13 protein-coding genes and 1 pseudogene are annotated in these 16,724 nt (G+C 36.8%); 6 read left to right on the top strand and 8 right to left on the bottom strand.

Features of this window, described 5'->3' with window-relative positions:
* The first annotated feature begins 54 nt into the window (after positions 1-54).
* A complete protein-coding gene (pgk, locus tag DK866_RS04400) occupies positions 55-1,218 on the top strand; it encodes a phosphoglycerate kinase (protein WP_109407880.1) in 1,164 nt (387 codons plus the stop codon).
* 63 nt (positions 1,219-1,281) lie between these two features.
* Positions 1,282-2,361, top strand: coding sequence for a class II fructose-bisphosphate aldolase (fbaA, locus tag DK866_RS04395; protein ID WP_072070716.1), 1,080 nt, complete (start codon positions 1,282-1,284; stop codon positions 2,359-2,361).
* Positions 2,362-2,622: 261 nt separating this feature from the next.
* Here fbaA and dtpB read toward each other — a convergent pair whose 3' ends face one another.
* Positions 2,623-4,110 (bottom strand): dipeptide/tripeptide permease DtpB, encoded by a 1,488-nt coding sequence (gene dtpB, locus DK866_RS04390; protein WP_109407879.1) that lies wholly within the window; start codon positions 4,108-4,110, stop codon positions 2,623-2,625.
* Between the two features lie 598 nt (positions 4,111-4,708).
* Positions 4,709-5,227, bottom strand: coding sequence for a 4-hydroxyphenylacetate 3-monooxygenase, reductase component (gene hpaC, locus DK866_RS04385; RefSeq protein WP_109407878.1), 519 nt, complete (start codon positions 5,225-5,227; stop codon positions 4,709-4,711).
* A gap of 590 nt (positions 5,228-5,817) precedes the next feature.
* Here hpaC and hpaR point away from each other — a divergent pair.
* Positions 5,818-6,255 (top strand): homoprotocatechuate degradation operon regulator HpaR, encoded by a 438-nt coding sequence (gene hpaR / locus DK866_RS04380; protein ID WP_109407877.1) that lies wholly within the window; start codon positions 5,818-5,820, stop codon positions 6,253-6,255.
* Positions 6,256-6,320: 65 nt separating this feature from the next.
* Here hpaR and betT read toward each other — a convergent pair whose 3' ends face one another.
* Positions 6,321-8,324 (bottom strand): choline BCCT transporter BetT, encoded by a 2,004-nt coding sequence (betT, locus tag DK866_RS04375; RefSeq protein ID WP_109407876.1) that lies wholly within the window; start codon positions 8,322-8,324, stop codon positions 6,321-6,323.
* 367 nt (positions 8,325-8,691) lie between these two features.
* Positions 8,692-9,327, bottom strand: a complete 636-nt coding sequence (locus tag DK866_RS04370; protein ID WP_109407875.1) for a hypothetical protein — start codon at positions 9,325-9,327, stop codon at positions 8,692-8,694.
* 267 nt (positions 9,328-9,594) lie between these two features.
* On the opposite strand from DK866_RS04370, the gene DK866_RS04365 reads away from it, so the two are divergent.
* Positions 9,595-10,269, top strand: a complete 675-nt coding sequence (locus DK866_RS04365; protein ID WP_109408083.1) for a DUF421 domain-containing protein — start codon at positions 9,595-9,597, stop codon at positions 10,267-10,269.
* Positions 10,270-10,354: 85 nt separating this feature from the next.
* Here the strand turns inward: DK866_RS04365 and rnz are convergent, their stop codons facing one another.
* Entirely contained in the window at positions 10,355-11,272 is a 918-nt protein-coding gene (gene rnz, locus DK866_RS04360; RefSeq protein WP_109407874.1) for a ribonuclease Z, read from the bottom strand.
* 9 nt (positions 11,273-11,281) lie between these two features.
* Positions 11,282-12,874, bottom strand: coding sequence for an RNA repair transcriptional activator RtcR (gene rtcR / locus DK866_RS04355; protein ID WP_109407873.1), 1,593 nt, complete (start codon positions 12,872-12,874; stop codon positions 11,282-11,284).
* A gap of 549 nt (positions 12,875-13,423) precedes the next feature.
* Between rtcR and DK866_RS04350 the strand changes: the two genes are divergently transcribed.
* The gene (locus DK866_RS04350) at positions 13,424-14,563 is read left to right on the top strand and encodes a slipin family protein (protein ID WP_109408082.1); all 1,140 of its coding nucleotides are present in this window, start codon (positions 13,424-13,426) and stop codon (positions 14,561-14,563) included.
* Complete coding sequence (locus tag DK866_RS04345; RefSeq protein ID WP_109407872.1) at positions 14,560-15,783, top strand: RtcB family protein; 1,224 nt, start codon at positions 14,560-14,562, stop codon at positions 15,781-15,783. Before DK866_RS04350 ends, DK866_RS04345 begins: the two co-directional genes overlap by 4 nt.
* A gap of 434 nt (positions 15,784-16,217) precedes the next feature.
* Here the strand turns inward: DK866_RS04345 and mrpI are convergent.
* Positions 16,218-16,610 (bottom strand): annotated as a pseudogene (gene mrpI / locus DK866_RS04340) (phase variation DNA invertase MrpI); the annotation flags it as partial.
* Positions 16,611-16,624: 14 nt separating this feature from the next.
* On the bottom strand, positions 16,625-16,724 hold a 100-nt coding region (locus DK866_RS04335), incomplete at its 5' end, for an IS3 family transposase (protein ID WP_162556975.1).

The following is a 16,724-nucleotide window of genomic DNA, read 5'->3' as shown; positions in this document are numbered from 1 at the left end:
AACACACTGAACAGAAGATTACTAAATTTTAGAGAATCAATGAGAGGATTCATCATGTCTGTAATTAAGATGACCGATTTAGACCTAGCGGGTAAACGAGTTCTTATCCGTGCTGACCTGAACGTTCCAGTAAAAGATGGTAAAGTAACTTCAGATGCGCGTATCCGTGCTTCTTTACCAACAATTGAAGCCGCGTTAAAACAAGGCGCTAAAGTGATGGTAACTTCTCACTTAGGCCGTCCTACCGAAGGTGAGTACAACGAAGAGTTCTCTTTAAAACCAGTTGTTGACTATCTGAAAGACAAATTAACCGCACCAGTTAGCCTTGCTAAAGACTATTTAAACGGTGTTGAAGTTAATGCCGGTGAATTAGTTGTTCTTGAAAACGTTCGTTTTAACAAAGGCGAAAAGAAAGACGACGAAACACTGTCTAAACAATACGCTGCATTATGTGATGTATTCGTAATGGATGCATTCGGTACTGCTCACCGTGCTCAAGCATCAACTCATGGTGTTGCTAAATTTGCACAAGTTGCTTGTGCTGGCCCACTGTTATCAGCAGAGCTTGAAGCATTAGGTAAAGCATTAGATAAACCAGCGCGCCCAATGGTTGCAATTGTTGGTGGTTCTAAAGTTTCAACTAAACTGACTGTATTAGATTCTTTATCAAAAATCGCTGACCAATTAATCGTTGGTGGTGGTATCGCAAATACCTTTATCGCAGCAGAAGGTCACCCAGTAGGCCGTTCTTTATATGAAGCAGACCTAGTTGATGACGCTAAAAAACTGATGGAAAAATGCGATATTCCAGTACCAAGTGATGTTCGTGTTGCAACTGAATTCTCAGAAACAGCAGAAGCTGTTTTAAAATCAGCAAGTGACATCAAAGACGATGAACAAGTGCTAGATATCGGTGATGTGACAGCTGAACGTTTAGCTGAAATCCTGAAAAATGCGAAAACTATCCTGTGGAATGGCCCTGTAGGTGTATTTGAATTCCCTAACTTCCGTAAAGGTACAGAAATCATTGCTAAAGCGATCGCAGATAGCGAAGCATTCTCTATCGCAGGTGGTGGTGATACGCTGGCAGCTATTGATTTATTTGATATCGCAGACAAAATCTCTTACATTTCAACCGGTGGTGGTGCTTTCTTAGAATTCGTTGAAGGCAAAAAACTTCCTGCTGTTGCAATGTTAGAAGAACGCGCTAAACAGTAATTAAGTCAGCTCATACAGGTAGAAAGTTATTTTCTACCTGTTCCAAATATAGGATCTTATTACATGTCTAAAGTTTTTGATTTCGTGAAACCGGGCGTCATCACGGGTGATGATGTACAAAAAGTATTTGCAGTAGCAAAAGAAAACAAATTTGCTCTGCCTGCGGTTAACTGCGTAGGTACTGACTCAATCAATGCTGTGTTAGAAGCTGCTGCGAAAGTTCGTTCTCCTGTTATTGTACAGTTCTCTAACGGTGGTGCTGCATTTATCGCAGGTAAAGGTCTTAAATCTGATGTACCACAGCAAGCCGCTATTTTAGGTGCAATTTCTGGTGCTCACCATGTGCATCAAATGGCTGAATACTACGGTGTTCCTGTTATTCTGCACACTGACCACTGTGCGAAAAAATTATTACCATGGATTGATGGTCTGTTAGATGCAGGTGAAAAACACTACGCTAAAACAGGTAAACCACTGTTCTCTTCTCACATGATTGACTTATCAGAAGAGTCATTAGAAGAAAACATCGAAATCTGTGCTAAATATTTAGCGCGTATGGCTAAAATCGATATGACTTTAGAGATCGAATTAGGCTGTACTGGTGGTGAAGAAGACGGTGTTGATAATACAGGTATGGACAGTTCTGCTCTGTATACTCAGCCAGAAGATGTTGCTTACGCATACGAAAAACTGAGTGCGGTAAGCCCTCGTTTCACTATCGCAGCTTCTTTCGGTAACGTTCACGGTGTTTATAAACCAGGTAACGTTCAATTAACGCCAAAAATTCTGCGTAACTCACAAGACTACGTATCAGAGAAATTCAATCTGCCACACAATAGCCTAGATTTCGTTTTCCACGGCGGTTCAGGTTCTTCTGCTGAAGAAATCAAAGAAGCTGTTGGCTATGGTGTTATCAAAATGAATATCGATACTGATACTCAGTGGGCAACTTGGGATGGTATCTTACAGTTCTACAAAAAGAACGAAGGCTATCTGCAAGGTCAGTTAGGTAACCCTGAAGGTGCTGATAAACCTAACAAGAAATACTATGACCCACGTAACTGGTTACGCCAAGCACAATCATCAATGGTTGTTCGCTTAGAGCAAGCATTTAAAGAATTGAATGCGATTGATGTTCTGTAATTAATTAATTCGTTCAAAATGAAACAAACCCGCTTACTTGGCGGGTTTTTTATGTCTGATAGAAAGTTATCAGGCAATTTGGTTATGATGATATTTATCTGCAAAATTAGGTATGAAGTTATGTTGATAATCAATATCTTTAGTCTCTATTAGAGATATCCGATCCACATGAAAGAAGATCTAAAATTGAGATAAAGCAGATACAAAAAAGCGCCTATTAATAAATAGACGCTTACATCAATCAATATATTAACTGAAAGATTAGCCTGTGACTTTAACGCCTTTGCTTTCTTCTTTCATCATTCGGGTAAGTAGAGGCACTGTTGCCCACATAACCAGACCTACAATTAAGGTCACAATACCAATTTTACCAAACACATCGGTATAAATAGGTAAAGTCTGTAGTGGATCTGTAATACCTTCTGGTGCTGCTGTGAAGGTTGCAACATAACCACCTAACAAATAGGCTGTTGCTTGAGTTAAGAACCACATACCTAAAATAAAGCCCATCATATATTGCGGTACGAAAGCTGCAACCATGGCCAAACCTAATGCACTGATCATTAGCTCACCTAAACTCTGGAATAAATAAACCAGAACGATAAACCAAGGTGATGTTAAGCCTTGAGCATCTGCAAACCACATACCCGATGCGGCAGCTGTAAGGAATCCTAACGAGCACAGAAGCATCCCTGCGGTAAACTTCGCTGGCATTGAGAAATCTTTGCCTTTCGCGCCTAAACGACTATATACGATGGCTAAGATTGGGCTAGCAATGATAATCCAGAATGGGTTTAAAGCTTGGAAGCTTACAGGGTGGATCTCAAAACCCAATATATTATGATGAACGTTGTGAATAGCAAAGAAGTTTAGTGAAGTTGGCATTTGTGCATAAAGAATGTAGAAAATAACAGCTTCTAACATCAGAACAAAAGCAACATACATTTTATTACGTGCAACACGGTCTTTTTGTTTAAATGCTTCACGGAAATAAATGAAGACAACAATAATAGACAAGCTGACTAAAACAATATTCGCAATCATTACGTTGTGCAGTAACCATGCACAAGCAAATACCATTGCGACAGATCCAGCAATGACTAATAGCAGTTTGTTGTAATTCATTGGTAAATGGTCTGGTTCAGAACCAATATTTGCTACCATCTTACGACAGAAGAAATAAACCAATAAGGCGATAATTAAGCCAATACCACAAATATTATAAGTCAGCCCATATCCATAATGATCGGCAAGTACTGGCGCAATAGATAAAGAAATTAATGAGCCAACATTTATCGACATATAAAATAGCGTAAATGCGCCATCAAGACGGGGGTCTTTAGGTGGATAGCATTTTGCTAATAAGCTTGCAGGATTCGCTTTAAATAAACCGTTACCTACAGCGATAGTTCCTAATGCATAGAAAATTAAATTAGGATACATAATTGACATACCAGTCATGAAATAACCGATAGCCAGGACAATAGCACCTAAAACAATAGTTCGTTTTGTTCCTAATAAGTGATCACCAACATAACCACCAATAGAAATAAGCCCATAAACCAGTGCAGAAAATGCACCAAAAGTAATAAAAGCCTGTTCTTGAGAGAATCCAAGTTTACTAACAAAATAAACGGCAAGAATACCTTGTACGCCGTAGTAACCAAAACGTTCCCATAATTCTACAAAGAAAATCATAAAGAATGGTTTAGGCTGTTGTAATAAACCGACTTGAGCGGGTTTATCCATATCTGTAATGCCCCTAATTATTATTTATTTTCAACAACGATGTTATTTACTCAAACTTATGAGATATGTTACATGACGGTAACATTATCTGCCGTATTTAGAGTGATGTTTGCAAATTTAAGAAGGTAATCAGCAAGTCGAGTAGACTAATATATTGATGGAATGACTTCTCAAAGGTTGATCACACTGTAGGGAAGATTAATACCAGATTGAAAAAAATATTCATTAGTTTATTTTCAAATAAAGCTATTTAATTGGCTTTTGGTATAAAATTTCGTCAATAAGATTATTTTTTGTTTGTATTTTAATCTAATTAAAATAAATAAAGATGCATGATGAAAGTGGAAAGAAAATATTTTTGATGATGTGACTGATTGATTATAGAAAGAATTTTTTCATTATAATTTAAAGATATTCTTTTATAACAAACAGATGTTAATAAAAGTTTAATAAAGACCTAAAAATTAGGAATTGATATTTAATTAAATAAGTATTCATTTATTTTGGGTAAATATTTAATTTTATAAAAATATTATTAATAATAAAAAACGCCCTTATTGAAAGCGCGTTTTTATCTTGAGTCAGAAATAGCCAAAGTTTAAATGGAGATAGGTGCCAATTCATTTTTAACAGAATGGAAACGACGTTTAAAATAAATAAGTCCATCACCATCTTCACGTACAGCAATATTTTTAATTTCAGCCATATAAACAAAATGTGTGCCAACTTGGCGAACATCATAAATATCACCTTCTAAGCAGGCGAGTGCATTTGTTAATACGGGTTGTTGTAATTGTCCGTTTTGCCATCCTGGCTGGGTAAAGCGATCTGCCATCGCGAGCCCTGTCATTCCGGCGAAATGACATGCCATTTCTTCTTGCTCATGATTCAATATATTGATGCTCAATTTTCCATTTTCTTGAAAAATAGCGTTCATCTGACTTTTACTGTTGATGCAAACCATCACGGTAGGTGGGTTATCAGTAACGGAACATACTGCTGTTGCGGTTAAGCCACAGCATCCAGCATCGCCATTTGTTGCAACGATATTAACTGCCGCACCTAAGTTTGCCATTGCATCCCGAAAAAGTGGGTTAGCCTGTTTTTCCTCAGACATTATTTACTCCTACTGCCAGACTTCTCGTCTGTGGGCGTCTTCACTTAAAATAATTATTAGTTAGATAACTAAAAAATCACCTAACTACTCCGCTAACAAAGTTGTAATGTTATTGCCGGTCTCTTTGTTGCGTTGTTTTAAAGCCGTAACGCTACCGCGCATAAACAAAGATAGCAATCTTTCTTTGTTACAACCTGTTAACTTTATCTCAAAAAAATGTGAGACAACCTTATCGCTACGATCATTATTCCTAATTTATAACTAAGGTAATAGGCAAATCAGGCGACTTTTTTCAATAGATAGAGGGATAACACAAATTGCAAACTCATAATAATTGCATATAGGGCAAAAGGTTGAGAACAGAGGTGTTAAAACAAATAATAGTGAAGGGTGATAAATTGCACAAAGAGAATAAAATTGCAAAAATTGAGTCAACTTTATTTATTTGTTAATATGAATAATTGTAACAAATAGTCTATTCTTAGAATATAGTCATTTTATAAACCATAAACAGCGGTACTTTTTCACTGTCTATATTGAGTGATTTTTCGTCCATTCACCTATAACACCATATAAAGAGCTTCTTGATTATGCATGAATCATTAACTATCGCGCTATTACAAGCACGGGAATCTGCGATGGGTTTTTTTCGACCTGTTCTCAAAGAGCATAATCTGACAGAACAGCAGTGGCGGATCATTCGCGTACTTGCGGATAAACGCTCTATTGATTTCCACGAATTAGCACAAAAATCGTGTATCCTTCGACCAAGCCTAACAGGTATTCTTATTAGAATGGAAAGAGACGAGCTAATTTGTCGTTTAAAACCTGTGAGTGACCAACGTAAACTTTTCGTTTCACTTTCTACAAACGGCCAAAATTTATACGATAAAATTCAGCCTAAAATAGAAGAAGGTTATCAATTGCTTGAGCAAAAGTTTTCCACTGAAAAACTACAACGACTAGCTGGATTATTAAAAGAGTTGATTGCGCTTAATCCAGATGATGTTGAACAATCAGAGAAATAAGTTATTTGATAAGAAAAAAGGAGATGCTGTGGCATCTCCTTTTTGTTGTTTTCACTCCGGCAAAATTATTGCTTACCTAATACATGTAAGAAGTGAATGTGCTTTTCGTACTGATCAAGAATATCGTGAATGATTTGTTCTTTCGTCCAGCCCATGACATCGTAGTCTTGTCCACCTTCTTTTAAATGAATCTCAGCGCGATAATATTTATGTTCTTCGTCTCTTTCTTCATCACTTAATCCAGCTAGAGCAAAAGCGGGTTGAGTATAAAAACGCAGACGAACTTCATAGAAGAAATTCATGTCATCGCCTAAATCGACTTCAAAGCCAATGCGATCATCTTCATCGTTATGGATAATACATTGTGTCGCTTGTTTACTTAACTCAGCAGAGACCATTTCCATTGAGGGTTGGATCACTTCATCCATAAAACGTTTTACATGAGAACGTTTAGGGAAATAGGCAATATTTCTTAAACGGCGTTGCCAAGGGATCGGATTACGGCTTGCTGGTGGCGCAATTGTCGTTAATTGTTGGCTATCACGTTTATATACATCCACTCGCAATGCTTTTATTAACCCATAAATAGAAGCAAGCAATACCATTGAGAAGGGAAGTGCACTTGCAATAGTGACTGTTTGTAGCGCGGTTAAACCACCAGCTAATAATAAAGTAATTGCAGAAACACCCATTAAGCCTGCCCAGAAAATACGTTGCCACACAGGTGTTTCACTATCGCCACCTGAAGCTAAAGTATCAACGACCATAGCACCGGAGTCTGCTGAGGTCACAAAGAAGACAACGACCATCAACATCGCGAAGAAGGATAAAACAGAAGAAAATGGGAAATAATTTAAGAACTCAAATAAAGCCAATGACACATCTTGTTGTACGATATTTGCGAGAGCTTCTGCACCTTTATCTTTGATTAAATGAATAGCGGTATTACCAAATACAGTCATCCAAAGTAAGGTAAAGCCAGCCGGAACAAACAGAACACCAACAACAAATTCACGAATAGTACGACCGCGAGAAATACGGGCAATAAACATCCCTACAAATGGGGACCATGAAAGCCACCACCCCCAATAAAGCAGAGTCCATCCGCCTAACCAATCACTCGATTTGGGTTCGTATGCGTAAAGATTAAAGGTCTTACTCACAATTTCCGATAGATATCCCCCCGTATTCTCAACAAATGATTTTAATATCAATACGGTTGGACCAAGAATAATGACTAATAAAAGAAGAATTACCGCTAATCCTAAGTTAAGTTCAGATAAAAAGCGGATACCTTTTTCTAATCCAGAAACAACTGAAATAGTTGCAAGTCCTGTTATCACAACAATCAATACAACTTGCACGGTTGGATTAATAGGAACATCAAAAAGGTGATTTAAACCTGCATTAACTTGTAAAACACCAAAACCGAGAGAAGTTGCAACACCAAAAACTGTTCCCATAACAGCAAAAATATCGACAGCATGACCAATAGGACCATGTATACGATCACCAATAATAGGATAAAGTGCTGAACGTAGTGTTAATGGCAAGCCATGACGATAAGAGAAGAATGCCAAAATTAACGCAACAATGGCGTAAATTGCCCAAGCGTGTAATCCCCAATGGAAAAAAGTTAATCGCATTGCTTCTTTGGCTGCTTCTATGGTTTGCGCTTCACCTGTAGGGGGCATTAAATAATGCATAACAGGTTCAGCAACACCAAAGAACATTAATCCAATCCCCATACCGGCAGAAAAGAGCATGGCAAACCATGCAAAATAGCTAAAGTGAGGACGAGCATGATCAGGTCCCAGTTTTATTTGACCAAAACGGGAAAGTCCTAAATAAGTCACACTCAGCAAAACCAATGCTACGGCTAGAATGTAGAACCAACTTGCATTCGTGAAGAGATTTTCCTGAAGATGACCTAATTTGTCATTAGCCAACTCTGGAAATAATGCAGAGAAGCCAACGACTAATAGAATTAATAGCGCTGAGGTATAAAAAACGGGAGGATTAATTTTCATCCTAATTTTTTGAGGGGTAATATCGTTTTGTTGACTCATAGTTAACCTATTTTTTGTTATTTTCCTAGAAAGAGACTTTTCGCTATCAACTTTCTGATTGTTATTTATAATCAGAAAAGAAAAGTTCGTAAGAAAATTTGAATAAAACATCAAGTCTGAGTGATGTTTTATAAAAGAACGGAAGTAAATTATTTTTTCCGCAAAATGGAGAAAAAAAGAATTAAATCAATTGATTGCCATTATTGTGATATAAGTGCTTTCATTCTTTAATAGGTTTCTCCTGTTGAAAAAAGGAGAATATGGTTACATTTTTTGCTTAATCGATCAACCCCTGTCTTTTTTTTGCACAAAAAAAAGCCAGTGAAAATCAACTGGCTTTTGAATCATCAAAAATACTGATATCAGATTATTTGTTCTCAGTTTTTAAATCATCAATTTTTTGTTTTGCTTGATCAGTCAATTGATCTGCTTTATCAAGTGCTTTATTTTCAGTCTCTTGAGCCTGTTGTTTTATATCACCACTTGTTTTTGAAGCATCACCTTTTAGCTGATCAACTTTTGTGTCAGCTTCTTGCATCAGGTTATCTGCTGTTTTACTGGCATCTTGTTTTAACTCTGCCGCTTTTTCAGAGAGTTTATTGCTTTCAGCTTCTAAACTTTGCTTAATCTCTTCTGCTTTTGTTGCACTCGCATCTTTTAACTCATCAGTTTTTTGTGAGATGTTCTCTTTTAGTGCATCTGTTTTTTCATCAGCTTGTGCTTTTAATTCTGCGGCTTTTTGTTCTGCTTTATCTTTTAGCTCTTGAGCTTGTTGTGTTAATTCATCTGCTTTTGCTGCTGCATCTTCTTTTACGTCAGCGGCTTTATCTTTGGCTTGTTCTGTCAACTCGTTAGCTTTATCTTGTGCTGTCTCAGTTACTTGAGTTGCAGTTTCTTTTGCTTTATCTATACCATCATCGACTTTTTTAGATGAATCATCACAACCAGCTGTGATAGTAACCAAACCCGCTAGAACCAATGAAGTAAGTAGTTTTTTATTCATTTTTTTCTCCAAAATGTGTGTTCAAAAACAATTCAGTGATATCCCGCGTAAGTAGTAAAAAAGGCGAGAAGCTATTACGCTGATAGTAAGAGATTACAGGTAAACTATCGTAATAAGTATAGTGTGAGTCTTAAAATCAACTAACTTAAGTATATTAAGTGTTTTTTCTTAGTCAAATCCCATGAAAAATAATTTGAATTTTTATCAGGATAGCGTTTTCTGCTTTATAATAATGAGGGCAGACATTATTGGAAATGTGAGATGCAAATGGAATATTATTTTCTGGTTATTATTAAATTTATTATTGGTTTTACTATCATATTAGCCCATATGAATTTATCAGGGAAAACACAACTTTCTCAATTAACTCCCATTGATTTTATTGGCAATTTTGTTCTTGGGGGGATTATGGGAGGGGTGATTTATACTGATGCTATTCCTCTTTACCAATATATTATTGTCTTTTTAATTGGTGTTTGTTTTATCTCTTTGCTCAATTATATCAGCAAACGATTCAATTTTTTTCGTGCGGTTACCATTGGAAATCCGATCCCTATCATAAAGAAGGGCGAGTTTATTATGGAAAACATCATGGAGAAGAAGAATAAAATAGACATTCTTAATATTACTTCACGTCTTCATGCTCAAGGTATCCATTCATTTCAAGAAGTAAACTATGCACAAATTGAACCTGATGGACAAATTACAGTAGTGTGTGACGGTGCTAAAATGCCGTCCTTGATTGTGATGAAAGATGGCGTTATCCGTACTTCAGAATTAGTACAAATAGAAAAAGATGAAGCATGGTTACAAGAAGAAATGAAAAATCAGCATATTGATAAGCCTGAAGATGTTTTTTTAGCTGAGTTTTGGGATGGGAAAGTGAATTTTATTTTGCAAGATGGCAAGATAAAACGTACCGCATCATTGCAGAATAATTAACTAAAATACAAATCGATGATTAGGTGAATGTTGTAGAGTAACAATGGCGACGTAATGTCGCTATTGTTACTTTCTAGTAGTAGAACTACAACTTAAACACGGCAAAATCAGACGCAATTTCAGTATGGCTAAAAACGTGTTGGCATTCATTGAGCAACTCAACACAGTCTTCTGGTAAATAGCGGCTACTAAGATGGGTAATAATCAACTTTTTGACGTTAGCGTCTTTTGCTAATGTTGCAGCTTGTACTGTTGTTGAATGCCCGCGACTATTTGCTTGTTCTGCCATTTCATGCTTAAACGTTGCTTCATGCACAATAACATCCGCGTTATTCGCTAGTTTTAATGCATCCGGCGTGGGTTGTGTATCACCAAAAATAGCAATACAGCGTCCTTTTATTTCAGGGCCGATATACTCTTGGCCATCAATGACTCTTCCATCGGGTAATGTAATAGTTTTGCCTTGTTTTAACTCTTGTAACCAAGGGCCAGTCGGAATATTTTCAGCTTTTAGCTTCTGAGCATCGAGTTTACCGAGGCTATTTTCTTCCTCTAAACGATAGCCAAAACAAGGTACTGGATGAGAAAGCGCTTCACAACTGACTTTCATTCCTTCTTCTTCAAACAGAAAACCCGCTTCGTCAATTTCAACAATATTAATAGGATAAGTTAAATAGGATTGACTTAATGTCAGCGATGTTTCTATAAAAGCTTTGATGCCAGAGGGGCCATATACTGTTAAGCCTGTTTCAGTTCCCCCCATCGAACGACTACAAAGTAGTCCCGGCAAACCAAAAATATGGTCACCGTGTAAATGGGTAATAAAAATTTTATTTAAACGCGGCAATTTCACGCGAGTATGCAGTATCTGATGTTGTGTGGCTTCACCACAATCAAACATCCACATACTTTTTTGTTTATTTTGTAAATTAAGCACCATACTTGTGACATTCCTCTCTTTAGACGGAACGCCTGCGTTAGTGCCTAAAAAAATGAGCTCCATAATGAAATATTATTCTCCATGTTGAATTTGTTCCCAATTTAAATCAAATTTCGCAAGATACTTACGTAATCGATCGGCATCGTTGGGTTGTTTTTTATTTTGTCTTGATACTGCGAAAAGTTTTCTACCAGCTTCTGAGAGTGTTGATGATTGCTGACAGGTTTTGATAACTGTATTGAGTTGGCTAAGATCGAAAAGATCAATATCAGTACTATTAAATAAAGAAGATGAAGCCACTCCCCAATTTTGTTTTAAACGATTAATTTCTTCATCAACAAGAGAAAGGGTAATACGACCATTTTCAGCAAGTGTAGCCATTCGCGTTATACTAGCACTAAGTTCACGAAAATTACCACGCCATAAAGCCTGCTCAGATGTGGCAAACCGAATATAGTGAGATTTTGCATCTGAATTAAAGCGGATCGCTTTTTGATAGAGTGTTGTAAAATGATGTAACTCATAGTCGATATTGGGTTCGATATCCTCTTTGCGATCGACTAATCCCGGTAATGAAAAAGACCACATATTAATCCTTGCATAGAGATCTTCGCGAAAAAGCCCCTTTGCAATTTGTTTATCCATATCTCGATGTGTACCTGCTATCAACTGGAAATCGCTTTGTACTTCAGTATCTGAGCCATACGGATAAAAAGATTTTTCTTCTATCGCTTTAAGTAGCATCGCTTGCTCATCAAGCCCTAATTCTGCAATTTCATCCAGAAATAAAATCCCTTTGTCTGCTTCTCTTAATAATCCTTGTCTAGCTTGCAACGCCCCGGTAAATGCGCCTTTTACATGTCCAAATAAAGTGGACATAGCGTTGTCACCGCGCAAAGTAGCGCAGTTAACTGCGATAAAACGCCCTTTTACAAAATGGCGCGATTGTCGTAATTCATAAATACGTTGAGCAAGAAATGATTTTCCTGCACCAGTGGGACCCGTTAATAGAATAGGAGCAAAAGAGCGCAACGCTACTCGTTCAATCTGAGCAATTAAGGTATTGAAGCGTTCATTACGTGTGGCAATCCCTGATTTTAAAAAAGAGAGTGACTCATTATGATAGTGTTCAAACCGACTCGTTAATTTTGTATAACGGCTTAAATCAAGATCAATAATGGCATAACTGCCTGTAGCTGACTGTATAGTTTTAGCACCGTCTTCATTTTCTATTTTAGAAGTGGGGGAGGTTTGTAATAGTTTTGCTGGTAAGTAGTGTGCTTCTGTTAGTAGAAACCAACAAATTTGAGCAATATGTGTTCCTGTTGTGATATGCACATAATATTCTTCATTTTCAGTATCAAATGGATAATTTACTGCAAAATCAAGAAAATGGCTGTAAACCTCTTCGAGATCCCACGGATCACAAATATCAATTTCATAAGGCCACACTTCAGTATCTGGTGAGACAGTATGGATATCTTCTGTAATTTTAGATGCTAGCATTGAGTCATTAGGCTGGTGGATCATCACTAATCGGCTAACAGGAAAATCCTTTTGATGACAAATGGAAATTGTTGGGCGCCACGAGTTCCACCTTTTATGGCTTTTACCTCTTTTATCTAATGTTGTGCCTAAAACACCAATTACTACTTTGCGTTTCATTAAATTATCTCTACTTATTTTTTATCTATTTTTATAAATATATAGATAAAAAGATAGTGTTCTGTTGTTTTTAATTTAATAGATAAATATCTAAAAACCACAAGAAATATTTTTGATAATAAAAACAACAAGTTAAAAATATTTTTTATATTTTTAAAACTTGGCACGATATTGGCATTGTTATTACTGTCTTGAGCAGATTTTAAATCTGGTAGGCACATGAGGAACACTCTGTAGTGTTATCTAAATGTGTTCCTCCACATCGAGACTCTGTAGGTGAAGAGGGTTATTTTCAGGTTCGATTCCTGACACCAAAACCATTACAAATCCAAATGTAAATTTAAATATAAAAAATCGTTGTGACAGCTGTACCGTCACCTTACTTATCCACCAGCAACTGAGCTGGATTGATAGCAGAAGAAGAGACAAACAAAGTATCGTTCCTCTCTTGTTTTCCTTTCAGTTTCGCAAAGCTTGCCCGTGGAAAAGTAAGTCACGATAAATTGCACTATATAAAGAAGAATAAAAAAGAAGAAGGAACGAAAAATGATAAAAACAACAATAGTAGTAAAACAGGGGCAGTTAGCACTTTTAAAGAAAAAAGATGAGTACATTGATGTGCTAACAGCAGGTGAACATAAGTTTTTTGATTTTGGGCATCAACTCAGTGCGGATGTTTTCCCTTTAAATGGGGGAGCATTAGAAAGCGAGAAAGCCGAATTTTTACGTCAATACTATCCTCAATGGGTGGCTGAGTATGGTTTTGATATTGTGTTATCGGATGAAGAGATTGGCCTTTTATATGAAAATGGCTCTTTAAAAGAGATCTTAGCACCAGGAACGCGACGTTTATATTGGCGTTATACCGACCGTTCTCTAGAAATAGTATCTATCGATGAACTTGAAGTATCTTCAATATTGATGAAAAAACTCCAGCATCCTAAATTACGAAATCAAGTCATAAAGGGAAGTGAAGGGGTTCTCAATGTGGATATTCCTGCTTGGCATAATGGTGTTATTCGGATCAATGGAGAAACACAAGCCTTATTGCCACCGGGACTAAAAGGATATTGGCGTTATCAGTATAAAGTAGATGTTGAAGTAGTCGATATGCGTTTACAAACACTGGATGTTAGTGGGCAGGAGATCTTAACGAAAGACAAAGTGACACTGCGTATTAATTTATCGGCTAACTGGCGTTATAGCGATGTACTTTTAGCATATCAACAACTGGCTTCACCATTGGAGTTCTTATATAAAGAGTTGCAATTTGCCTTACGCGAAGCAGTAGGAACAAGAACGCTGGATGAATTATTAGAAAATAAAAGCCTGATAGATAGTTTAGTCAGTGAAAAAATCAGTGAAGTCACTCAAGGATATGGTATTGAAGTAGCTTCATTAGGGGTAAAAGATATCGTTTTACCGGGTGAAATGAAAACGATTTTAGCGCAAGTCGTTGAAGCTGAAAAATCAGCACAAGCTAATGTCATTCGTCGAAGAGAAGAGACATCAGCAACACGTTCTTTATTAAATACTGCGAAAGTGATGGAAAATAACCCTGTCGCTTTAAGGCTAAAAGAGCTAGAAACGGTAGAACGTATTGCAGAACGTATTGATAAGATCTCCGTTTATGGCGGTTTAGATCAAGTATTAAACGGATTAGTCCAAATTAAAGGAGCACAAGCATGATATTGGATCACCAAATAGTAAAAGAAGCAGGGACTGCTGAAATTAAAATGTGGACAAATGGTGTGCCTGTTGAGGCCGATGCTCTAAAGCAGCTTATCAATACCGCTAAGATGCCTTTTATCTTTAAACATATGGCGGTCATGCCTGATGTTCACTTAGGCAAAGGTTCAACAATAGGCAGTGTTATTCCAACCAAAGGTGCGATTATTCCAGCGGCTGTTGGTGTGGATATCGGTTGTGGAATGATAGCAGTGAAAACATCATTACATGCAAATGATCTGCCCGATAATTTATTTGCGATAAGAACAGCAATAGAACAAGCTGTTCCTCATGGAAGAACGAGTTATCAATCAGGGAATGATCGTGGTTCATGGAAGAACCCACCTAAACTTGTTGATCAACATTGGCAACAACTTGAAGGACGTTTTAAGGTTTTAACTGATAAGTATCCACGTTTACGAAATACTAATAATTATCGTCATCTTGGAACATTAGGAACAGGGAACCACTTTATTGAGTTGTGTCTTGATGAATCAGATAACGTTTGGGTAATGTTGCATAGTGGATCACGGGGAGTTGGCAACGCTATCGGTACGTTATTTATACAAATGGCACAAGAAGATATGAGAGAACATATTGCTAATTTGCCAGATAAAAACTTAGCGTACTTAAAAGAAGGAACGCTTTTCTATGATGACTATATAGAAGCGGTTGAATGGGCTCAGGATTTTGCACGACATAATCGAGAAGTCATGATGGAACGTGTGTTGGCCGCATTATCAACACAAATCACTAAACCTTTTACGACACAACAACAAGCAGTGAACTGCCACCATAACTATGTGCAAAAGGAAATGCACTTTGGTGAAGAGGTATTGGTAACACGAAAAGGAGCTGTTTCAGCACAAAGTGGTGAAATGGGGATCATTCCTGGTTCAATGGGTGCTAAGAGCTTTATTGTAAGAGGAAAAGGAAATGCTGAAAGTTTTTGTTCATGTAGCCATGGTGCAGGACGTGTAATGAGCCGAACGGCGGCTAAAAAAGCCTTTAGTGTTGAAGATCAGATCCGAGCTACAGCTCATGTGGAATGTCGAAAGGATAAAGATGTCATTGACGAAATTCCAATGGCTTATAAGGATATTGATGCGGTTATGAAGGCTCAATCATCTTTGGTTGAAGTTGTTCATACACTAAGACAGGTGGTGTGTGTAAAAGGTTAATCGTACTTTTTTACGGTAATTCATAACTATCCCCTAACAGTAACGTAGGGGATAGTGAGATATGACAGCGTGTGCATGGAATGCAAATGAATAAAAACTTTAAGAATAGAAATTTTTTTAAATAAGACCCTTATTTTCTGATTAAAAATCAAACAAAGAATGTTTAATATTTTTTATAAATAAAGATTGATATTAAATTCACACTCTCCCAATAAAGATAATCAAAAAAAGAATATCGATATTAAATTATTCTTTAACTGGAAAACGATTATTAATAAATTATTAATACCAGTAATCGTGATTATTTATTTAATATAAAACAATTCCTAATTTTCTTAATTAGATTAAAATTAACTTTATTCTTATTGAAAAAGTATAGCCTACTCTATTTAGTGTATTAATTCTCAGTAAGTATATTAATTAAAAACTAAATGTTAATTTCTTATATCCCAAATGTGAACAAAACGTTTTGAATTGCTTGCTGTATAGATAACAGTATGTGAAATGTTTCGATGTCCCAAGTAATCCTGAATTAGACGCGTATCTCTACCTAAATCAGCAAGCGCATAGCCACATGCATGGCGTAACATATGGGGATGAGGGCTTATAGATACATTAGCTTCTTTACCTAAACGGCGAAGTAATCCATATACTTGTTGACGAGAGATTGGACCTGTTTTTTGAGATAAAAAGACCCATTCTGAGTCAGATTCTCTCCATGTTTCCCTTTTTTTCAACCAGTTAACTAGCGCATCATATTCCTCTTCTATAATAGGTTGTGTTGTTGATAAACCTCCTTTCAAGCGCCTGACGTAGAGTATCCTTGTTCTGCGCAACTAAATCAGGACACTTTTCTTAAGGAATTTTGTTCATACTCAATGGGGGACAGATCACCGTTGGCAGTATGAAGCCTTTCTAGGTTGTAATAGCGCATATACGCG

Origin of the sequence: Proteus genomosp. 4 str. ATCC 51469, from assembly GCF_003144375.1 — a bacterium.
In the GTDB taxonomy this organism is placed as follows: Bacteria; Pseudomonadota; Gammaproteobacteria; order Enterobacterales; family Enterobacteriaceae; genus Proteus.
Note: the sequence above shows the minus strand (reverse complement) of the source record. Positions and strands in the feature narration are given on the sequence as shown.